The sequence below is a fragment of the Mesorhizobium sp. BR1-1-2 genome (assembly GCF_020165435.1).
Lineage (GTDB): Bacteria > Pseudomonadota > Alphaproteobacteria > Rhizobiales > Rhizobiaceae > Mesorhizobium.
Genome location: NZ_JAIUID010000005.1, coordinates 216,497 through 237,606, shown reverse-complemented (window position 1 = coordinate 237,606; position 21,110 = coordinate 216,497). Strand labels below are relative to the sequence as shown.

The following is a 21,110-nucleotide window of genomic DNA, read 5'->3' as shown; positions in this document are numbered from 1 at the left end:
GCAAGCCTCATTTGCGCGGCCGCGGGCCGCATTTTCCCTTGCTCGACACGATCGTGCAGTATGAGTTCGAGCCCGGCTACGTCGCCTTCATCATGCCGATGCAGAAGCGGCTGCGCGTGCAGGTGGGATCGATGATCGTCGCCGACACGACCAGGGGGCTGGTGTTCTACGAATCCGATCACCTGCCGGTCTACTACTTCCCAATGAGCGACGTGCGCGAGGAGTTCCTGCTGCCGAGCAGGACGACGACGGAGGATCCGTTCAAAGGCGTCGCCACGCACTACTCGCTCAACACCGGCATCACGCTGGTCGAGGATGCCGCCTGGCGCTATCTCGACCCCGTCAAGGGTTGTCCGCCCATCGAGGACTATATGTCCTTCTACTGGCCCAAGATGACGCACTGGTATGAGGAGGACGAGGAGATCTTCGTCCACGCCCGCGACCCGTTCCGACGGGTCGATTGCCTGCCGTCCACACGGCGGGTGCAGGTGATCCTGGACGGCGAGCAGGTCGCCGATTCACGGCGCGGCGTGTTCCTGTTCGAGACCGGCCATCCAGTACGCCATTATCTGCCGATCTCCGACACGCGGCTCGATATGTTCGCGCCCAGCCGCTACATCTCGCGCTGCCCCTACAAGGGCATCTCCAACTACTATCACGTGACGACGGGCAAGAAACGCCACGAGAACCTCGTCTGGTACTATCCCGAGCCGGTGCATGAGGCGGAGCGCATCAAGGGTCTGGTCTGCTTCCATCACGAACTGGTCGACAAGATCCTGGTCGACGGCGTCGAGATCCCGAAAGAAGCCACGGCCGCCTCCGACGGCTATTTCTAGCCGTGTCGCCATGCCCGCGCTGAAGGCTTGATCGGAACGCGGGACAGCGCATACCCTCCCCGAAGCAGGGAGGGTATCGATGGATCTTTTCAAGCTGGACGGCGATGTCGCGCTGGTTACCGGTGCCGGCAGCGGCATCGGCCAGGCAATCGCGATCGGATTGGCGCAGGCCGGCGCAGACGTCGCCTGTTTCGGCCATGCATCGAAGGGCGGACTGGAGGAGACCGCACAGCGTATCACCGTGCTTGGACGCAAGGCGCTGGTGCTGACGGGCACGGTGACGTCCGAGAGCGATCTCGCGGCGGCAACAGATCGCGTCGAGAGCGAACTCGGCGCGCTGACGATTGCCGTCAACAATGCCGGGATCGCCGGATCGGAGCCGGCCGAGACGATGGCCCTGGAGACGTGGCGGAAGGTGCACGAGGTCAATGTCGCCGGCGTGTTCCTGTCCTGCCAGGCCGAAGCGCGCAAGATGCTGGCGCGGCGCAAGGGCTCGATCGTCAACATCGCCTCGATGTCGGGCACCATCGTCAATCGCGGGCTGACGCAGGCGCATTACAATTCCTCGAAGGCCGCGGTCATCCACATGTCGAAGAGCCTCGCCATGGAGTGGGCCGACCGCGGCCTGCGCGTCAATGTGGTCAGCCCGGGCTACACGCTGACGCCGATGAACAAGCGCCCGGAGGTGGCGGAAGAGATCAAGATCTTCAAGCGCGACACGCCGATGGGCCGCATGGCGGCGCCCGAGGAAATGGTTGGGCCGACCGTGTTCCTGGCCAGCCGCGCGTCGAGCTTCGTCACCGGCCTCGACCTGATCGTCGATGGCGGCTATGTCTGCTGGTAAGGTGGCTCGGCCGGTGGGTGGGTGCGACCTCGCCTGCGGTCCGAATATTTATCCAGCAAGCCTTAGTCGTTGCGCGCGATGAACGTTGGTATATATAATTTCATCCCATGAAACCGTCCCGGCGATGGGGCTTGCCGGGCCGATAGCCGAGGTCAGGGGACCCTGATGGCTCGCATTTTGCAGGGCGCCATAAGGCTGGCAATCGACCCGCAGGCGATCGCTGTCGCAGCGATCCGTCGGCAGCTATGACGCCGATCCTCTCAGCACCGTTTCCGCAAATCAAAAACTCTGCACAATCCCGCCTGCGCCGGTTTTGGCCGCGCGATGGCGGAAACGGCCTTGCGCAAGGGCAGGTCTTTCCAACACAATCAAGAAAAAACCCAACAAGGGCAGAAAGACGCAAGAAGGGAACGAAACGATAACCGTCACAGCTTGAAGGAGAACAAGCATGTCATTTCGGAGCAGAGTTTCTAAACTGTCCATGGGCGCCGCCGCGCTCGCGGCACTAAGCCTGCCAACGCTTTCCGTCCACGCCGCAGCCCCTGAATCCAACGATCCCATCAAGATCGCGCTGTTCGACTGGACCAGCGTCAATCTCAACGCCAAGATTCTCGGCGGCATTCTCGAAAAGCTCGGCTACACCGTCGAATATCCGACCGCCGATTACCTCTCCAGCCTGACCACCGGTCTCACCAATGGCGACCTCGATGTCGGCCTGGAATTCTGGGACACGACCGCCGGCGAGGCGATGAAGGCTTCCGATGCCACCGGCCAGACCGAGCGCCTCGGCAAACTCGGCCCCAAGGCCAAGGAAGAGTGGTGGTTCCCCGAATATATGAAGGAGAAATGCCCCGGCCTGCCCAATTGGGAAGCGCTGAAGGATGCGAAATGCGCCGAGGCCTTTTCGACGCCCGAGACGGCACCCAAGGGCCGTTATCTCGGCGGCCCCGTGACCTGGGAGGGTTTTGACGACGAGCGTGTCGAGGCACTCAAATTGCCGTTCACCGTCATCCACGCCGGCACCGACGCGGCGATGTTCGCGGAGCTGGATTCGGCCTATCAGCGCAAGGCGCCGATCATGCTGTGGATCTATTCGCCGCATTGGGCGCCGGCCAAATACAAGGGCGAATGGGTCGAATTCCCCGAATATACGCCCGACTGCTACACCGATCCGAAATGGGGCACAAATCCCGATGCCAAATATGACTGCGGCAAGCCGCATGGCGAGATCTGGAAATATGCCTGGAACGGCATGAAGGACAAATGGCCTGTCGCCTACAAGGTGGCCAAGGCCTACACGATCGACACCGACGAGCTCAACAAGATGAGCGGTGAAATCGACCTCGGCGGCAAGACGCCGGAGGACGTCGCCGCCGCCTGGATCGCCGCCCACGAAGCCGACTGGAAAGCCTGGGCACAGTGATCGCTCCGACTGGAGAATGAGACCCGGCCGTCGATCGGGCCGGGCCTCAATCGTCGATATTCCAGAAGGACGCTTGAATGCCTGACAAGACTGAACAAGGACCGATCGTTGCGGGCGCGACAAAGGATGCCCGCCCGATAAAGCTGGCTTGCCGCAATGTCTGGAAACTGTTCGGTTCGAACGCAGCCAGCTTCATCCGCGAGCGCGACGGCATGGCCAGCATGGCCGATGTCGCCGCTGCCGGACTGGTCGGGGCGGTACGCGGCGTCGATATCGAAATCCGCCAGGGCGAAGTCTTCACCATCATGGGGCTCTCGGGGTCGGGCAAGTCGACCCTGGTGCGCTGCATGTCGCGGCTGGTCGAGCCGACGCACGGCAAGGTCGAGTTCGAGGGCAAGGACCTGCTCAAGATCTCCGATGCCGCGCTCATCGAACTCAGGCGCCACCGCATGGGCATGGTGTTCCAGAATTTCGCGCTGCTGCCGCATCTCAACGTGCTGGACAACATCGCCTTTCCGCTCAGCATCCAGGGACAGGACCGTGCGACGCGCGAAGCACGCGCCCGCGACGTGATCGAGCTCGTCGGCCTGCGCGGGCGCGAGCATTTCTATCCGCGCGAGCTGTCCGGCGGCCAGCAGCAGCGTGTCGGCATCGCCCGCAGTCTGGCGACCAAGCCGGAGATCTGGTTCCTCGACGAGCCGTTCTCGGCGCTCGATCCGCTGATCCGCCGCGAGATGCAGGACGAGCTGATGCGGTTGCAGACCATGCTGCACAAGACCATCGTCTTCATCACTCATGATTTCGACGAGGCGATCCGCCTGGCCGACCGCATCGCCATCATGAAGGATGGCGAAGTCATCCAGATCGGCACGCCGGAGGAACTGGTGGTCGACCCGGCGACCGACTATGTCGCCGAGTTCACCCGCGACGTCGACCGCGCCAAAGTGATCTCGGCGAAGAGCCTGATGCGCGCCTGCGACGGCGCCGAGCATGGCGGCACGGTGGCGCCGGAGGCCAAGATTGCCAGCTTCTCCGCTAGCATCGTGGCGGCCGGCAGGCCTTTCGCCGTGGTCAACGGCAGCGGCAAGCCGATCGGTGAGGTGACGCCGCAAGCGGTGATCGACCTGCTTGCCGGCATCGAGCGGTCAGGAGCCGGTGCATGACAGTAACGGCAAGCGCCAGCGGGACGAGGCCGCAGCCGGCGCAGACCTGGCTGCTGGTCTGGGCCGCAGCGCTTGCCGTGGTGCTAGTAGTGTTCCTGCTCCAGGACAGTCTCCCCTGGGCCGTCAATTATCCGGCAGAGGCGATCGTGCCGGCCGCGGACTGGGTCAGCGCGCTGATGCGCTGGATCAAATCGAACCTGTCATGGCTGACGCGCTCGATCACGGCGGTGCTCGGCGTGCCGCTCGATTTCGCGCTCAACCTTCTGGCCAAGAATTTCAAGATCGGCCACGGCGCCGACGCCTATGTGCTGCCGCGCCTGTCCTGGATCGGCGTCTGCGCGGCGGCCTTTGTCGCCGGGCATGCCGCCGGCGGTCGCAGGCTCGGGATGCTGGTCGGCGGCTGTTTTCTCTACGTCGCGCTGTTCGGCCAATGGACCAGCGCCATGCTGACCTTGGCGCTGATTTCCATCGCCGTGCCATTCTGCATCGCCACGGGATTGTTCGTCGGCATCTGGGCCTGGCGGAAACCCTGGGCAGAGCGGCTGGTGGTCTCCCCTGCCCTCGATCTGATGCAGACCATCCCGACCTTCGCGTATCTCATCCCGATGCTGCTCCTGTTCGGCAACAGCCCGGTTTCGGCGATGATCGCCACCGCCATCTTCGCCACGCCGCCAATGGTGCGGGCAACGATGCTCGGCCTGTCGCGGGTGCCGTCCGAGATCGACGATTTCGGCGAGATGGCCGGCTGCACGGCGCGGCAGAAACTGTGGCGCGTGCTGTTGCCGTCGGCGCGGCCGACGCTGATGGTCGGGGTCAACCAGGTGATCATGCTGGCGCTGAACATGGTGATCATCGCCTCGATGATCGGCGCCGGCGGGCTGGGCTATGACGTGCTGCTGGCGCTGCGTGCACTGAAGGTCGGCGAAGCCATGGAAGCGGGGCTGGCCATCGTGGCGCTGGCCATCGCGCTCGACCGGCTGAGCCAAGCCATCGCCGCCAACCATGCAAAAGGTCACGTCCACCGGCAAGTCCTACCCGCCTTCTGGCGGCGCTATCCCAACCTGACGCTGGCCGTCGCCATCCTGATCGTCACCACGCTGCTTGGCCTCTTCGTGCCTGCCTTCGCGGCGGTGCCGAAGGCGATCACCTTCACCACCGCGCCATTGTGGAAAGCGGCGGTGAATTGGGTGACGATCAATTTCTTCGACACGATCGAGGCGTTCCGCGTGGCGCTGATCCTCAACGTGCTGAACCCGGTGCGCGCCTTCTGCGAAGGCTTTCCGTGGCTAGGCGCGGTGTTCTTGCTCGGCCTTGCCGGCTATCAGCTTTCCGGCTTGCGCCTTGCCGCTCTGGTGGCAGCGCTGACCGCCTTCTGCGCCGTCACCGGGCTGTGGGAGAAGACCATGGCGACGGTCTATCTCTGCGGCATCTCGGCCTTCATCGCTTGCCTGATCGGTATTCCCATCGGCCTGATGGCCGCGCGCAGCGACCGCTTCGAGAAGACGGTCACGCCTGTCATCGATACGCTGCAGGTGCTGCCGTCCTTCTGCTTCATCATTCCGGTGGTGATGCTGTTCCGCGTCGGCGACGTCACCGCGATGATCGCAACGATAGCCTTCGCCGTGGTGCCGGCGATCCGCTACACCAATCACGGTATCAGGCAAGTGCCTCCGGCACTGATCGAGGCGGCCAAGGTTTCGGGCTGCACGCCGCGCCAGACTTTCTTTCGCGTGCAATTGCCGCTCGCGCTGCCCGAGATCATGCTGGGCGTCAACCAGACCATCCTGATGGCGTTGGCGATGATCATCATCTGCGCCATGGTCGGCACCCGTGATCTCGGCCAGGAGGTGTTCATCGCGCTGTCAAAGGCCGATTCCGGCCGCGGCATCGTGGCGGGCCTCGCCATCGCCTTCATCGGCATCGTCGCCGACCGGCTGTTCAATGCCTGGACGGCCAAGGCACGGGCGAGGCTGGGTTAAAGCTCAAGCCGCGAAACCATCAAGGGAGGAAGACATGACCAGCAGGATTGCCCGCTGCACCTGTGGCCAATTGCAGATCCGTTGTCCGCAACAGCCGGCCAAAATATCGCTTTGCCACTGCCTGGACTGCCAGCGGCGCACCGGCAGTCCGTTTGGGATAGCGGCTTTCTTCGATGCCGAGGCGATCGACATCGACGGCTCATCCCAGACATTCCGGCGCAATTCCGACAGCGGCTTTCCCGTCACTTTCCACTTCTGCGGAAACTGTGGCTCGACGGTGTTCTGGTATCCGTCGCGCAAACCGGAGGCGGTCGCTGTGGCGGTCGGCTGTTTCGCCGATCCGTCCTTCCCGGCGCCGACACAAGCCGTCTATGGCGAAAGCCGCCACGACTGGGTCGTGTTGCCGGCCTGACGGCAAGCTACTCCGCAGCGACGCCCTTCACTTCCAGATAGCTCTCCATCGAATCGTCCAGCGCCTGCAGCCACGGCGTATGGTGCAGCGGCGCCATGGTGCCGGTCATCAGCGAACGGTAGGAATGGTCGCGGAAGCTCATAATGTCTTCCACCTTGTGATGCTCCCATTCCATGAAGGTCTGGTTGACCGCCTCGACGTCGAAGCCGGGATAGTCGGTCTGGTCCATCAGTTCCTTGGTGTAGTCGCCCTGGAACCAGATCATCTGCTCGGCGTCTTCCAGCGTCTCCTCGCGCGCCCGCCATCTGGCGCCGTGCTCGGCCATCGCCTGCGCGGACGGCAGCTTGATGCGGCCCATGATGACGTCGCGCGCATACCAGGCCTGCGCATCGAACATGTTGAAGGTGTAGAACTGGTCCTGCATGCCGATGTAGAAAAGCTTCGGGTTCTTCTCCCAAACGACGCCTTCATAGAGGTCCAGCGGCCACATGCGGTTGGCGGTCTTGAGCTTCAGGTCGTCGGTGAGGAACGGGAAAGAATGGAGATAGCCGGTGCACAGGATGATGGCGTCGACATCCTTGGTGCTGCCGTCCTTGAAATGCGCGGTCTTGCCGACGACCTTCTGCAGCAGCGGCACCTCTTTCCAGTTCTCAGGCCATTTGAAACCCATCGGCTTGGAGCGATAGCTGGAGGTGATCGACTTCGCGCCGTATTTGTAGCATTGCGAGCCGATGTCCTCGGCCGAATAGGAGCGGCCGATGATCAGGATGTCCTTGCCCTTGAATTCCATCGCGTCACGGAAATCGTGGCTGTGCAGGATGCGGCCGTTGAAGGTCGAGAACCCCTCGAAATAGGGAACGTTTGGCACCGAGAAATGCCCGGACGCAACGACGACATTGTCGAACTCTTCCGAATAGGTGACGTCGTTGGTGCGGTCATGCGCGGTGACGGTGAATTTCTTCGTCTGGTCCGAGAAGGTCACCATTCGCACCGGACTGTTGAAGCGCACCCATTTGCGCACGCCCGACTTTTCGACGCGGCCCTTGATGTAGTCCCACAGCACGGCGCGCGGGGGATAGGAGCCGATCGGCCGGCCGAAATGTTCCTCGAACGTATAGTCGGCGAATTCCAGGCATTCCTTCGGCCCGTTCGACCAGAGGTAGCGGTACATCGAGCCGTGCACCGGATCGCCATGTTCGTCGAGGCCGGTGCGCCATGTGTAGTTCCACAGGCCGCCCCAGTCGGACTGCTTTTCGAAGCAGACGATCTCGGGAATGTCTGCCCCTTTGTCGGCCGCCGACTTGAAGGCCCTGAGCTGTGCCAGGCCGGACGGTCCGGCCCCGATGACGGCAACGCGAGTGTTCATTTCCGGGCCTCCATTTTTTGATTTCCCCAGCGAAACAAATTTCACTGCCAGTGACAGTAATTGGCCCTTCGGCACTGTCAACAGCCATCTGCGGGAACGGCGTGCGCACAAGGCGGATTCCTGGCGAAGAACCCGCATTGGCCGAAATCGCGGGATCGGCGCATGCGACATAAGACGGCTTGCCGACGCGGCTGCGCTCATGTATCGCCACCGAACATGTTCACCTTGAGTGAAATAAATCCGCGAAGTCCGGGGGGCGACATGGCGAAAAACGCTTCAAATCCAAAGGCCGGTGCTGGAGCCGGCGGCGCAAAGGCAAAGCCGCTGCCAAAGGTCTCGGTGGACGGGAAGACCATCCGGGCGCCGCTGACCCAGAACCCGCACGCCATCCGCGACACGCGTGAAAAGGTGCTGGAAGTCGCGATCGGCCGCGAGGTGCGCGCGTTCCGCAAGAAGCTCGGCATCACCGTCGCGGATCTGGCGGTCGCCACCGACATTTCGTTGGGCATGCTGTCGAAGATCGAGAATGGCATCACCTCGCCGTCGCTGACCACCTTGCAGGCACTTTCGCGGGCGCTGGGGGTTCCCGTCACCGCCTTCTTCCGCCGCTTCGAGGAGGAGCGCAGCGCCGTTTTCGTCAAGGCCGGCGAAGGCCTGGACGTCGAGCGCCGCGGCACGCGCGCCGGCCACCAGTACAATCTGCTTGGCCATATCGGCTCAAACACCAGCGGCGTCGTCGTCGAGCCCTACCTGATCACGCTGACCGAGGATTCGGACGTGTTCCCGACCTTCCAGCACGAGGGCATGGAGTTTCTCTACATGCTCGAGGGCGAGGTCGTTTACCGACACGGCAGCAATCTCTATCCGATGAAGCCCGGCGACAGCCTGTTCTTCGACGCCGACGCCCCGCACGGGCCGGAACAGCTGACGAAACTGCCGATGCGCTATTTGTCGATCATCTGCTATCCGCAGAGCGCGGGGTGAGGCACTGTTTGCGCCGTCGTAGCGGCTGCTAATCTCCCCCCTTGTGGGGGAGATGTCCGACGGGACAGAGGGGGGCGTTGTCCCGCCGAATTATCAATCAATCGTAGCTGCGCCCCTGGTATCATTGGTGGTTTTTCGCCGTGGATGGGCAAGGTTTGCGTTCCTTCGCGCCCCCCTCTGCCCTGCCGGGCATCTCCCCCTCTTGGGGGGAGATCGGCAGCTTGAGAGGCAGCGCCAACATCGGCGGGACAAATTCAGTCCGGCCCGAATCCGGGGCTCGTCGCACTCCCGTCATCCAGCTTCGACAGCCATTCCACCAGCGTCGGCCGGTAGCGGGTGAGCCCCTTGTAGGTGGCAAGCTCCTCGGGCAGGTCGCGGATGACGCGGTGCAGGCGGCGCGCCCATTTCGGTTGCGTCACCAGCTCGTCCATCTTGATCAGGTAGCAGCGGATCGGGAAGACGATGGCGTTGGAACGCGGCAGGCGCCAGAAGCTCTGCAACTCGACGCGCAGATGCACCTTGTCGCCGACATTCTCCGGTGTGGCCGTCGCCCGGTCCGGGCCCCATTTGTGATAATTCTCCGGGCTGGTGTCGAGGCGCGGATTGACGGTCATGGTCCAGTTCAAGCGACGCGCCGGCTTGCCCTGCTGGATGTTGGTGAGGAACTTCAGCGCCCTGACGAAAATCCCTTTCTCATGCGCCAGCGGCACCGGCGCGTGCCACTCGAAGAAGTTCATGCCGATATCGAAATCGAGCGACCAGTCGGCCTGGGTGGTGACCATGCCGGCATCCATCCAAAGATTGCCGTCGCGCTGGTCGAGGATGCAGAAATCGCCCTGGCTCTGGCGGGTGATGTATTCCATCGGCCCGTAAGGCAGCGTCGAGGTGTCGCCGAATGTGAAGGTGTCGTCGATGCCGAGCGGCCGGTTGATCCAGCGCCAGCGATCGCCGTCGCGGGTCAGCGTGAAATGCTCGGGATAGCCCAGCGCCTGCTGCTCCATCAGAAGTTCGAGCAGGTCCCAGCCGGCGAGCGTCATGTGCGGCAGCGACTGGCAGCGCAACGGATCCTCGGCCAGCACCAGAGCGCGGTCCTGCATCTCGGCGACATAGTGCTCGTCGACGTCGATCAGGTTTTCCAGCACGCTGCCCTTCGGACCGACGACATGCGGCTCGATGTTGACGGCGTACATGTAGCTGTCTTCGTGGAACGGGAACGGGAAGCGCCTGATATGCTCAGGGCTGTTCCTGAAGGTGAAGTCGTCGCGGAACGTTTCCTTGCGAAAGGTGATGCCCAAGCTCGCCTCCTATCTTTCCAAGACCAGCGATTTGCCTTCGAAGCGCGACACGCACGGCATGATCTTGCAGCCGGAACGGTGGTCTTCCTCGCTCAGCCAGTGATCGTTGTGGATGAACTTGCCGTTGGACGAGACGACATTGGTTTCGCACTGGCCGCAGACGCCGCCGCGGCAGAGATAGGGCGGATCGACGCCGGCCGCCTCGATCGCCTCGAGCAGGCTCTGCTGCTCGCCGACGCGGATCGTCTTGCCGCTGACGGCCAGCGTCACATCGAAGGGCAAGCCGGGCTGGGGTGCCGCGAAATGTTCGAAATGCACGGTTTCCGACGGCCAGCCAAGCGCGGCGGCGCGCTCGCGCACCCAGCCGATCATGCCAGCCGGACCGCAGACATAGAGATGCGTGCCGAGCGGCTGCGACGACAGGAGCCGGTCGAGATCGACGCGCTCCCCACGGTCGTCGTGATAGAGCCGGACCCGGCGGCCGTAGCGCTCCCGCAGCACATCGGCGTAGGTGCCGAGCGAAGCCGTGCGGCAGGTGTAGTGCAGTTCGAAATTGCCGCCCTCGCCCGCCAGCTGCGCAGTCTGGGCCATGAAGGGCGTGATGCCGATGCCGCCGGCCAGCATCAAGTGTTTCTTCGCCCTGAGATCGAGCGAGAACAGATTGACGGGGTAGGAGATCACCATCTCCAGCCCGGGCCTGACGCTCCGGTGCATAAACAGCGAGCCGCCCCGGCCGACATCGTCGCGGCGTATCGAGATCGTGTATTCGCGCGTGTCGAGCGGCGAGCCCATCAGCGAATAGGGATTGAGCCTTGTGCGGTCGCCGTCGCGCATCTCGACCACGACATGGGCGCCGCCTGAAAAGGTCGGCAACAGCTCGCCGTCACGGCGGCGGAAATGAAAGCGGGTGACCAGCTCGTTGACGGGGACGACATCGCTGACGATGACGTCGAGCTTGGTGGTGCCGGTGCTCATCGGAAGACCTCCTCGATCGGAGGAATTTCGCTGCGGTCCTCGGCATTGATGCAGACGCCCTGGAACGCCGCCAGCCGCCGCGAATAGTGGTCGCGCACCAGCAGCAGCAGGCCGCAATGCGAGCAGGTGGCGGGTTGCGTCGTTACATTCTCGGTGATGCCCTTGCAATGCACGCACTGCACGCGGCGCGCCAGCGAGCCGCGATGTTCGGTCTGGATCGCGGTGTGGTCGATGCCGGCTTCGAGCGCCACCTGCATGGCCTGACCGATCAGCCCTTCGGTACCGGCGAGATAGAGGCGCAGGCCCATATGCGCGTTATCAAGCGTCTGTTTGAGCCGCGGCAGCAGGCTGGCGAAGGACGGCGCCTGGTGGAAGCGCGCCGGTTTCAGCGCTTCGAGAGCGGCGACATGCCTGTCGTCCGGCCCGGGAATGAAGACGATCTCGGCACCGTCGAAGAACCCGTCCGGGGCCGTCTTGGCCATGTCCGCTATCGCGAGCGCACCCTCGGCATCGGCGATGAAAAGATGGTGCTTACCGGGCTGCGGAGACAAGGTTCCGTAGACGGGCCGGCTGATGATCGACTTGGCTGCCATTCTCTGCTTCGTGCCTCGAACCCTCGCCTTCGACTATGCCTCAGCCTTTCGCCGTGCGCTTGGTCTTCTTGGGGTCATCGAACGGCAATGGCTGTGCCGTCGCCTTGATCGATCCGCTCCTGTTGCGGATCTCGAGCCTTGTGTCCTTGACGGCGCAGTCGACGTCGAGGCGGGCGATGCCCATCGATTTCTCGACCAGCGGCGAATACATGGCGCAGGTGACGACGCCGACTTTCTTCCCATCGCGATAGACCGGGGCGCCCTCGTCGGCCGGCTCCTTGCCGTCGAGCAACACGCCGTAGATCTTGAAGCGCTCCTTGCCCTTGAGACGGTAGTGCTCCTCGGCGCCGCGAAAGCCGGTCTTGCCCGGGCTGACGGTGAAGTCGAGGCCGAGTTCCCACAGCGTGTCGCCGGGGCCTTCATTCTCGAACGGATATTTCTGCGAATTGTCGTAGGGATAGAACAGGAGATAGCTCTCGACGCGCAGCATGTCGAGCGTGGTGAAGCGGCACGGGATGATGCCGGCGCTCTTTCCCTCGTCGAGGATCCTGTCCCAGATCGTGCCGGCATCCTGGCCGCGGCAGAAGATTTCATAGCCGCGCTCGCCGGTATAGCCGGTGCGCGAGATCATCACCGGAAAACCGAAGAGCTGCGTCTGCATGTGGTGGAAATAATTGAGATCGCGGATGCCCGGCACGTGCCTGGCAAGATAGTCGACCGCCGCCGGCCCTTGCAGCGAGAGGTCGTGCAGATTGTCGTCGAAGCGCAGCGACACGTCCCTGCCCATCGCCGCCCGCTGCAACTCTTCATGGCCGGTTCCCGAGCCATGCACCACCATCCAGCTATTCGGCCCGGTGCGGTAAAGGATGCAGTCGTCGGTGAATTTTCCCGCCTCGTTGAGCATGCAGGCATAGGCCGATTTGCCGGGATAGATCTTTTCGACGTCGCGCGTGGTGGCGAGATCGATGAGGTGCGAGGCGTGCGGGCCTGTGATATGGACCTTCTTCAGGCCCGAGACATCCATCAGCCCGGCCTTGGTTCGGATAGCGATGTATTCCTCGTCGGCATCCTTATCGTAGGTCCAGGCGGTGCCCATGCCGCTCCAGTCTTCGAGTTTCGAACCCAGCGCGCGATGGCGGTCCGCCAGGGTTGAAAATCTCCAGGATGCCGTCATCCGATCCTCCGTTCGATATTTTGATTATGTTCCCTGCTCCTGTGCGCGCGGGCTGGAGCTTTGAGCGAATATTGATCGCAAACGCGGGAGGCCTGCAATCCCCTGAAAGCAAATAATTTCATTGTCAGGCAAAATTCGTCGTCCGAACAAGGCGGTTAACTCTGCGTAAATTCGTCTTGACAATTTTAGAATTCGGTCTGAATTTATGAAAAAAATTTCACTCTCTTGAAAGAGAACGGCGGGCGGTGGATTCGGAACCGGACGTCGAAAAAGGGGAAAACCGATGTCAGACCTGCAGCAGCGCATCGAGGCGCTGTACCGTTCCGACTTGCGCGGATCCGCGCTCCTGATCATCTGCCTGTGGGCGACGATCCTCTTCGTCCTCTTCATGACATGGCCGCATATCCCACATGACGGCATCAAGGCCGTCGTCGCGATTGCCGCCGCCGCGGTGCTGATCTTCAACACGGCGGCGATCCTGGCCATGGTCAACCACTACAAGGAGGACAAGGAGTTCATCTACGGGCTCGACATTAAGAACTACGACCGCAACCGCAAATCCTGAGGGGGAGAGAAGCATGTCCCGCTACACGCCGCCGCAACAGAGCAAGGCCGGGCAGGTCTTCGATATCGCCGTCGTCGTGGTCGCCATCTTCGTGGCGCTGTGGCTGCCGCTGAAACTGGGATTGGCGGGAGCTGCCAAGTCCATCGATGCGCTCGACGCCAAGACCTGGGAGGCGCTCGGCCAGAACCCGACCATGGCATCGATCTGGGAAAGGCTCGGCTATACGCCCGAGACCGCGCACGACATCATCCAGAACCGTTTCCACTACATCATCGACTGGCCGACGCTTGTTGTCATGGCAGCCGTGCTGATCGGTTATTTCGTGTTCCTGTTCCGGGCATCGGACCGTGAATATCGCGACGTCATCAACGAGAAGTTCGACGAGAAATAATCCGGGGACAAGACCATGTGGATAGCGCTCTCTTACGCATGCTGGGGCATCTCGATCGTGCTTGCGCTGTGGATGCTCTACGATTGGTTCAAGGTCGATACGACCTACTCCGAGGATGTGCTGACGTCCTCGCGCGAAGGCGAACTTGAAGCCGCTTCCGAAAAACACCGGATCTGAGTGGGGATTGATCGATGACGGTCGTGGTTGAAACTGCGGGTTCGGCAACAAATGGCGACAGGGTCTCGCTGCTCCGGGTGCTTGGTCCGGCCCATGTCTGGGCATTGGGTGTGGGCATCGTCCTGGTCGGCGAGTTCACCGGCTGGAATTTCGCCGCCGACAAGGGCGGCGCGCTTGCGGCGCTGATCGTCTGCTGGGTTGTCGGGCTGCTTTATACCTCGGTCGCCATGATCGATTCCGAAGTGACGTCGACGGTTGCCGCCGCGGGCGGCCAATATGCGCAGGCCAAGCACATCGTCGGGCCGCTGATGGCCTTCAACGTCGCGCTGTTCCTGGTCTTTGCCTACACCATGCTTGAAGTGTCGGACGCCATCCTGCTCGGCGACACGATCGTCGCCAAGGCGGGCGTCGAGGGCCTCACCCACAACTCCTTCATCGCCGCCACCATCGTCGTCCTGGCATGGCTCAACTATCGCGGCGTGCTGATGACGCTCAACGTCAACTTCGTCATCACCGCGATCGCCTATATCTCTATCCTCATCCTGTTCTTCTCGGTCAGCCCGTGGACGCAAGGCGCGGTGCTGAAGCTCAACGAGTTGGTCACCCCGGACAATGCGCTGCCCTATGGCTGGATCGGCGTCATCGCCGCTTTCCAGTTCGGCATCTGGTACTATCTCGGCATCGAGGGCACCACGCAGGCGGCCGAGGAGGTGCGCTCGCCCGCGCGCTCGCTGCCTTATGGCACGATGGCCGGCATGATCACGCTTCTGATCGCCGCCGCCATGACCTGGTATGTCTGCGCCTCGCTGATGCCCTGGGAATATCTCGGCATCACCTATTACCCGCTGTGGGACGCCGGCAAGCTGACCGGCAACCCGCTGCTGGAAAACCTGCTGTTCATCGCCACGCTGCTTGCCGCACTGGCGTCCGCCAATGGCTGCATCAACGACGCGGCGCGCGCCTGGTTCTCGCTCGGCCGCGATCGCTACCTGCCGAGCTGGTTCTCGGCGGTGCATCCGAGATACCGCACGCCCTACCGCTCGATCCTGTTCCTGCTGCCGATCGCGCTCGCCTTCGCCTTCATCGCCGACCTCAACCAGGCGATTACCTTCTCGATCCTGTCTGGCGTGCTGCAATATACGTTCATGAGCATCAACATCATGATGTTCCGGAGGAAGTGGCCGCTGGGCTCCATCCGCCGCGGCTACACGCATCCCTTCCACCCGCTGCCGGCGATCGTCTTGTTCTGCCTGTGCTTGGTGACCTTCTTCGCCATCTTCCTCGGCTTCGGCTCGCAGCTCATCGCCATGGTCGCGTTCTATTTCCTGATCTCGCTGTGGTTCCATTTCTACCGCTACAAATTCGTGCGGCGCGGCGACCAGTTCACCATGCCGTGGCCGAAACCGCAGGGCTATTGATGGGAGTAGGCCCTCCCAAATTGGGCGGGCCTTGCATGACGAAATGTCCGAGGTGACGTCAGCACTGCTTGCCGGGGCGGCTGTCCTGGCTCTCGTCCTGCACTTTGCCTGGCTGGCACGCCGCAGCCGCAACAGGGCTGCCGTGGCGCGCGCCGCCGACCAGGCCAGCATCCGCGCCGTCATTGCCGACGCAGAAGATGTCTCAGACGGCACTGCCGGCGTCATTACGTGGGAAGGCTTGTGGAACGGCCAGCGCGTGCAGTTGCGCACCATCGTCGACACGCTTGCGACGAGAAAGCTGCCGGCTCGCTGGCTCAGCGTATCGATAACGGAGAAAACAGCCGTGCCCGGCACCTTCGACATGATGATGCGGCCGGGCTCGCCGACGACATTCTCCAATTTCGACCATCTCGACCACACGCTGCCGAAGGCGCCCGGCTTTCCCGCCGAGGCGGTGCTTCGAACGGACCGCAGAGGCGTGCGCTTTCCGCAAGGCATCATCGCCGACCATCTGGAGCCCTTTTCAGAAGGACGCGCCAAGGAGCTTCTGATCACGCCAAAAGGCGTGCGCATCGTCTGGCTGCTGGCCGAAGCCGAGCGGGCCCGCTACGGTGTCTTTCGGCAAGCCGCTTTCGGTGAGGTGCAAATCGACCCGGCGCTAATCTCGCGGCTGCTCGTATCCCTTTCGGGACTGCGCGACGCGATCAACAGGAACGAACGGAAAGCGGCATGATCGGCGCCCCCTCTCCCGGACCTACCAGCCCATATATCGTCCTGGGCGCGGCAACCCTGCTGCCGGGCAGCGGACACGTCATGCTCGGCGTTCCGACGCGCGGCCTGCAGTTCCTTTTCTTCATGGTCATCCTGGCCTGGGTGACGGCGAAAATCGCGCCGCCCGACGCCAGTTTTATCGGCCGCCACGCCGGCGGCTTCCTGATCTATGCGCTGTCGATCCTCGACGCCTACAAAATGGCACGCATCCGGACCGCCAAATGGACCCATTCCATGCGCCGGCAAGACAATGGGCCGCCCGATGGGACAAAACCCAACGCGTAATCAGAGGAATATTTTTTTCATACCAATTGAATTCCTCGAACTCATTGGATACATCATTTTTAGCGACAAAGGGTCTGGAGGCTGGCATGTGCGGAATCGTTGGACTTTTCCTGAAGGACAAGGCGCTGGAGCCGCAGCTCGGTGCGATGTTGTCGCAGATGCTGGTATCGCTCAGCGATCGCGGCCCCGACAGCGCCGGCATCGCGATCTATGGCGCGCCGTCCGGCAACGAGGCCAAGATCACCATCCAGTCGCCGAAACCGGAGCGTGATTTCCGTGGACTGGACGCCGAACTCACCAAGGCGCTCGGCGCGCCGGTGAACGTCACGGTAAAATCGACGCATGCCGTCATCAGGACCACGCCCGAAAAGGTCGATGCGGCGCGTGAGACCATCCAGTCGCTCAGGCCCGACATCCGCATCATGGGCGCCGGCGAAGCCGTGGAAATATACAAGGAAGTCGGCTTGCCCGAGGCTGTGGTCGAGCGCTTCGACATCCGTAGGATGACCGGAACGCATGGCATCGGGCACACCCGCATGGCGACGGAATCGGCGGTGACGACGATGGGCGCGCATCCGTTCTCGACCGGCGCCGACCAGTGCCTGGTGCACAATGGCTCGCTGTCCAACCACAACAACGTTCGCCGCGAACTGGTCCGCGAAGGCATGACATTCGAGACCGAGAACGACACCGAGGTAGCGGCCGCCTATCTCTCCTCCCAGATGGCGCATGGCAAGAACCTCGGCGAAGCGCTGGAAGGCACCCTCTCCGATCTCGACGGTTTCTTCACCTTCGTCGTCGGAACCAAGAACGGCTTCGGCGTGGTGCGCGACCCGATCGCCTGCAAGCCCGCCGTCATGGCCGAAACGGACCAGTATGTCGCCTTCGGCTCGGAATATCGCGCGCTGACCAAGCTGCCCGGTATAGACAATGCGAGGGTCTGGGAACCGGAACCCGCAACCGTCTATTTCTGGGAGCATTGAGTTCATGCCGGCAACAAAACTTTCAACCGCGGCGGCGAGCGACCATGCCTCCCGGGTGTTCGACCTGGACCAGATGTCGCTGCGTGAGCTCAACCAGGCACTGCACAATCTGACGCCAGGCTCGAACGAGACCGCCTGGGAAGTGTTGAACCCGAAGGGCAGCCATTCGGTCGCCGTCGGCGTCGACCAGCCGGTCAGCATCGATGTGCGCGGCAGCGTCGGCTATTACTGTGGCGGCATGAATTCCGGCAGTGCCATCACCGTGCATGGTTCGGCGGGGCCCGGCGTCGGCGAGAACATGATGTCGGGCTCGATAACGGTCAAAGGCGACGCCAGCCAGTATGCCGGCGCCACCGGCAAGGGCGGGCTGCTCGTCATCGAGGGCAATGCGTCCTCGCGCTGCGGCATTTCGATGAAAGGCATCGACATCGTCGTGCACGGCAATATCGGCCATATGTCGGCCTTCATGGCGCAGTCCGGCAATCTGGTGGTGCTGGGCGATGCCGGCGACGCACTCGGCGATTCAATCTACGAGGCACGGCTGTTCGTGCGCGGCAAGGTCGACAGTTTGGGCGCCGACTGCATCGCCAAGGAAATGCGGCCCGAACACCTCGAACTCCTGCAAGGCCTGCTCGATCGCGCCGGCGTCACCGGCGTCAAGCCGTCTGAATTCAAGCGCTACGGCTCGGCGCGCACGCTCTACAATTTCAATATCGACAACGCCGACGCGTATTGAGGCAGCATGACCTATCGCAACCCGCCGACGACGCCGCGCAAATCCGCGACTTTCGACGACTACACGCTTTCCGAGATCCGCCGCGCCGCGGCCACCGGCATCTATGACATCCGGGGCGCCGGCGCCAAGCGCAAGCTGCCGCATTTCGATGACCTTCTGTTCCTTGGCGCTTCGATCTCGCGCTACCCGCTCGAAGGCTATCGCGAGCGCTGCGACACATCAGTCGTGTTGGGCTCGCGCCATGCCAAGAAGCCGATCGAGCTGAAGATCCCGATCACTGTCGCCGGCATGAGCTTCGGCTCGCTGTCGGGCCCGGCCAAGGAAGCGCTTGGGCGCGGCGCGACGCTGTCGGGCACCTCGACCACGACCGGCGACGGCGGCATGACCGAGGAAGAGCGCGGCCATTCCAAGCAGCTCGTCTACCAATATCTGCCGTCGCGCTATGGCATGAACCTGCGCGATCTGCGCCGCGCCGATGCCATCGAGGTCGTCGTCGGCCAGGGCGCCAAGCCCGGCGGCGGCGGCATGCTGCTCGGACAGAAGATCTCCGACCGCGTCGCCGAGATGCGCACGCTGCCCAAGGGCATCGACCAGCGCTCGGCCTCGCGCCATCCCGACTGGACCGGACCGGACGATCTCGAGATCAAGATCCTGGAACTGCGCGAAATCACCGACTGGGAAAAGCCGATCTACGTCAAGGTGGGCGGCGCCCGCCCCTACTACGACACCGCGCTCGCGGTGAAGGCCGGCGCCGACGTCGTCGTCGTCGACGGCATGCAGGGCGGCACCGCGGCGACGCAGGAAGTGTTCATCGAGAATGTCGGCCAGCCGACGCTCGCCTGCATCAGGCCGGCGGTGCAGGCGCTGCAGGATCTCGGCATGCATCGCAAGGTGCAGCTGATCGTCTCGGGCGGCATCCGCAACGGCGCCGATGTCGCCAAGGCGCTGGCGCTCGGCGTCGACGCGGTCTCGATCGGCACGGCCGCCCTTGTCGCGCTCGGCGACAACGATCCCCGCTGGGAGGCGGAATACAACGAGCTCGGCACCACATCAGGCGCCTATGACGACTGGCACGAAGGCCGCGACCCCGCCGGCATCACCACGCAGGATCCCGAACTGATGAAGCGGGTCGATCCCGTCGCAGCCGGCAGGCGGCTTGCCAACTATCTCAAGGTGATGACGCTGGAGGCGCAGACCATTGCGCGTGCCTGCGGCAAGAACAGCCTGCACAATCTCGAACCCGAGGATCTCGTCGCGCTCACGATCGAGGCCGCCGCGATGGCCGGCGTGCCGCTGGCCGGCACCAACTGGATACCGGGGAAGAACGGCTTCTGATCAACAAAGGGCCGAAGGCCATATGCTCTAGGGCCAACAATCGACAAAAAATGGGGAACTTCCGTGACAGTTGATCTTGCAGAGTTCGCAAGGGCGAAAAACGTCAAATACTTCATGATTTCCTACACCGACCTGTTCAGCGGGCAACGCGCCAAGCTGGTGCCGGCGCAGGCGATATCAGATATGCAGAAGGACGGCGCCGGCTTCGCCGGTTTCGCCACCTGGCTCGACCTCACGCCGGCACATCCCGACATGCTGGCTGTGCCGGATCCGAATTCGGTCATCCAGTTGCCCTGGAAGCCTGAGGTCGCCTGGGTCGCCGCCAACTGCATCATGGACGACAAGGAGGTCGACCAGGCGCCGCGCAACACTCTGAAGCGACTGGTCATGGAAGCCGCCAGCGACGGCATGCATGTCAAGACCGGCGTCGAGGCCGAGTTCTTCCTGATCTCACCGGACGGCAAGACGATCTCCGACGAATACGACACCGCGTCGAAACCCTGCTACGACCAGCAAGCGGTGATGCGCCGCTACGATGTCATCGCCGAGATCTGCGACCACATGCTGGCGCTCGGCTGGGGCGCCTACCAGAACGACCACGAAGATGCCAACGGCCAGTTCGAGATGAACTGGGCCTTCGACGATGCGCTGGCGACCGCCGACAAGCATTCTTTCTTCAAGTTCATGGTCAAGTCGATCGCGGAAAAGCACGGCCTGCGCGCCACCTTCATGCCCAAGCCCTTCCAGGGACTGACCGGCAATGGCTGCCATGCGCATATCTCGGTGTGGGACAAATCCGGCAAGACCAATGTCTTTGCCGACAATTCGATGGAGCTCGGCCTTTCGGCCAAGGGCAAGAACTTCCTCGGCGGCATCATGAAGCATGCCTCTGCTCTCGCCGCCATCACCAACCCGACGGTCAATTCCTACAAGCGCATCAACGCGCCGCGCACCATTTCGGGCGCCACCTGGGCGCCGAACACGGTGACCTGGACCGGCAACAACCGCACCCACATGGTGCGCGTGCCCGGCCCCGGCCGCTTCGAGCTGCGCCTGCCGGACGGCGCCGCCAACCCTTATCTGCTGCAAGCCGTCATCATCGCCGCCGGCCTCGACGGCATCCGCTCCAAGGCCGATCCGGGCAGGCGCTACGACATCGATATGTACCAGCACGGTCATACGGTGGAGGGCGCACCGAAATTGCCGCTCAACCTGCTCGACGCATTGCGCGAATTCGACAACGACAAATCGCTGAAGACGGCGCTGGGTGAGGAATTCTCGTCGGCTTATCTAAAGCTGAAGCATCAGGAATGGAATTCCTATGCTTCGCACTTCACGCAATGGGAGCGCGACCACACGCTGGACATCTGACCTCCAGCGCGACGCGAGCGGCCTCGGAATGATT

At 62.8% G+C, this 21,110-nt stretch carries 22 protein-coding genes; 17 read left to right on the top strand and 5 right to left on the bottom strand.

What is annotated here, in order from left to right; all coding sequences use genetic code 11:
* Window positions 1–38: 38 nt before the first annotated feature.
* The 6 genes from LB551_RS13665 to LB551_RS13640 all read left to right on the top strand — a co-directional run bounded on the left by LB551_RS13665 (window position 39) and on the right by LB551_RS13640 (window position 6,657).
* A complete protein-coding gene (locus tag LB551_RS13665; RefSeq protein WP_224659513.1) occupies window positions 39–836 on the top strand; it encodes a DUF427 domain-containing protein in 798 nt (265 codons plus the stop codon).
* Window positions 837–915: 79 nt separating this feature from the next.
* On the top strand, window positions 916–1,680 hold the full coding sequence (locus tag LB551_RS13660) for an SDR family oxidoreductase (RefSeq protein ID WP_224659512.1): 765 nt from the start codon (window positions 916–918) through the stop codon (window positions 1,678–1,680).
* A 448-nt stretch (window positions 1,681–2,128) separates the two neighbouring features.
* Entirely contained in the window at window positions 2,129–3,103 is a 975-nt protein-coding gene (locus LB551_RS13655; RefSeq protein ID WP_224659511.1) for an ABC transporter substrate-binding protein, read from the top strand.
* A 77-nt stretch (window positions 3,104–3,180) separates the two neighbouring features.
* Entirely contained in the window at window positions 3,181–4,266 is a 1,086-nt protein-coding gene (locus LB551_RS13650; protein WP_224659510.1) for a glycine betaine/L-proline ABC transporter ATP-binding protein, read from the top strand.
* Entirely contained in the window at window positions 4,263–6,245 is a 1,983-nt protein-coding gene (locus LB551_RS13645) for an ABC transporter permease (RefSeq protein WP_224659509.1), read from the top strand. The genes LB551_RS13650 and LB551_RS13645 overlap by 4 nt, the downstream gene beginning before the upstream one ends.
* A 34-nt stretch (window positions 6,246–6,279) precedes the next feature.
* Window positions 6,280–6,657 carry a GFA family protein gene (locus LB551_RS13640; protein ID WP_224659508.1) on the top strand — a complete coding sequence of 126 codons (378 nt, stop codon included), beginning with the start codon at window positions 6,280–6,282 and terminating at the stop codon, window positions 6,655–6,657.
* A gap of 7 nt (window positions 6,658–6,664) precedes the next feature.
* Here LB551_RS13640 and LB551_RS13635 read toward each other — a convergent pair whose 3' ends face one another.
* Window positions 6,665–8,023, bottom strand: a complete 1,359-nt coding sequence (locus tag LB551_RS13635; protein WP_140551126.1) for an NAD(P)-binding domain-containing protein — start codon at window positions 8,021–8,023, stop codon at window positions 6,665–6,667.
* A gap of 261 nt (window positions 8,024–8,284) precedes the next feature.
* On the opposite strand from LB551_RS13635, the gene LB551_RS13630 reads away from it, so the two are divergent.
* The gene (locus LB551_RS13630) at window positions 8,285–9,007 is read left to right on the top strand and encodes a helix-turn-helix domain-containing protein (RefSeq protein ID WP_140497887.1); all 723 of its coding nucleotides are present in this window, start codon (window positions 8,285–8,287) and stop codon (window positions 9,005–9,007) included.
* A gap of 254 nt (window positions 9,008–9,261) precedes the next feature.
* Here LB551_RS13630 and LB551_RS13625 read toward each other — a convergent pair whose 3' ends face one another.
* Genes LB551_RS13625 through LB551_RS13610 form a run of 4 tightly spaced genes read right to left on the bottom strand, consistent with a single transcriptional unit; the run spans window position 9,262 to window position 13,044 of the window.
* Complete coding sequence (locus tag LB551_RS13625; protein WP_224659507.1) at window positions 9,262–10,302, bottom strand: heme-dependent oxidative N-demethylase family protein; 1,041 nt, start codon at window positions 10,300–10,302, stop codon at window positions 9,262–9,264.
* A gap of 9 nt (window positions 10,303–10,311) precedes the next feature.
* The gene (locus LB551_RS13620; RefSeq protein ID WP_224659506.1) at window positions 10,312–11,277 is read right to left on the bottom strand and encodes a PDR/VanB family oxidoreductase; all 966 of its coding nucleotides are present in this window, start codon (window positions 11,275–11,277) and stop codon (window positions 10,312–10,314) included.
* A complete protein-coding gene (locus tag LB551_RS13615; RefSeq protein ID WP_224623427.1) occupies window positions 11,274–11,870 on the bottom strand; it encodes a dimethylamine monooxygenase subunit DmmA family protein in 597 nt (198 codons plus the stop codon). Before LB551_RS13615 ends, LB551_RS13620 begins: the two co-directional genes overlap by 4 nt.
* A 40-nt stretch (window positions 11,871–11,910) precedes the next feature.
* Window positions 11,911–13,044: an aminomethyltransferase family protein gene (locus LB551_RS13610; RefSeq protein WP_140497877.1), complete on the bottom strand. Its 1,134-nt coding sequence runs from the start codon at window positions 13,042–13,044 to the stop codon at window positions 11,911–11,913.
* Window positions 13,045–13,327: 283 nt separating this feature from the next.
* On the opposite strand from LB551_RS13610, the gene LB551_RS13605 reads away from it, so the two are divergent.
* The 10 genes from LB551_RS13605 (at window position 13,328) to glnT (ending at window position 21,076) form a co-directional block, all read left to right on the top strand.
* Window positions 13,328–13,609 (top strand): hypothetical protein, encoded by a 282-nt coding sequence (locus LB551_RS13605; RefSeq protein WP_140497875.1) that lies wholly within the window; start codon window positions 13,328–13,330, stop codon window positions 13,607–13,609.
* A 13-nt stretch (window positions 13,610–13,622) separates the two neighbouring features.
* Complete coding sequence (locus LB551_RS13600; RefSeq protein ID WP_140497873.1) at window positions 13,623–14,000, top strand: hypothetical protein; 378 nt, start codon at window positions 13,623–13,625, stop codon at window positions 13,998–14,000.
* A 15-nt stretch (window positions 14,001–14,015) separates the two neighbouring features.
* A complete protein-coding gene (locus LB551_RS13595) occupies window positions 14,016–14,177 on the top strand; it encodes a hypothetical protein (protein ID WP_140551131.1) in 162 nt (53 codons plus the stop codon).
* Between the two features lie 14 nt (window positions 14,178–14,191).
* A complete protein-coding gene (locus LB551_RS13590; protein ID WP_224659505.1) occupies window positions 14,192–15,595 on the top strand; it encodes an APC family permease in 1,404 nt (467 codons plus the stop codon).
* 43 nt (window positions 15,596–15,638) lie between these two features.
* Window positions 15,639–16,328 carry a hypothetical protein gene (locus LB551_RS13585; RefSeq protein WP_224659504.1) on the top strand — a complete coding sequence of 230 codons (690 nt, stop codon included), beginning with the start codon at window positions 15,639–15,641 and terminating at the stop codon, window positions 16,326–16,328.
* Entirely contained in the window at window positions 16,325–16,651 is a 327-nt protein-coding gene (locus LB551_RS13580; protein WP_224659503.1) for a hypothetical protein, read from the top strand. The genes LB551_RS13585 and LB551_RS13580 overlap by 4 nt, the downstream gene beginning before the upstream one ends.
* Window positions 16,652–16,737: 86 nt before the next feature.
* Window positions 16,738–17,634, top strand: coding sequence for a class II glutamine amidotransferase (locus tag LB551_RS13575; RefSeq protein WP_224659502.1), 897 nt, complete (start codon window positions 16,738–16,740; stop codon window positions 17,632–17,634).
* A gap of 4 nt (window positions 17,635–17,638) precedes the next feature.
* Window positions 17,639–18,370 carry a GXGXG domain-containing protein gene (locus LB551_RS13570; RefSeq protein WP_140551135.1) on the top strand — a complete coding sequence of 244 codons (732 nt, stop codon included), beginning with the start codon at window positions 17,639–17,641 and terminating at the stop codon, window positions 18,368–18,370.
* A gap of 6 nt (window positions 18,371–18,376) precedes the next feature.
* Window positions 18,377–19,705 carry an FMN-binding glutamate synthase family protein gene (locus LB551_RS13565; RefSeq protein WP_140514697.1) on the top strand — a complete coding sequence of 443 codons (1,329 nt, stop codon included), beginning with the start codon at window positions 18,377–18,379 and terminating at the stop codon, window positions 19,703–19,705.
* A gap of 63 nt (window positions 19,706–19,768) precedes the next feature.
* Entirely contained in the window at window positions 19,769–21,076 is a 1,308-nt protein-coding gene (gene glnT, locus LB551_RS13560) for a type III glutamate--ammonia ligase (RefSeq protein ID WP_224659501.1), read from the top strand.
* Window positions 21,077–21,110 lie beyond the last annotated feature (34 nt).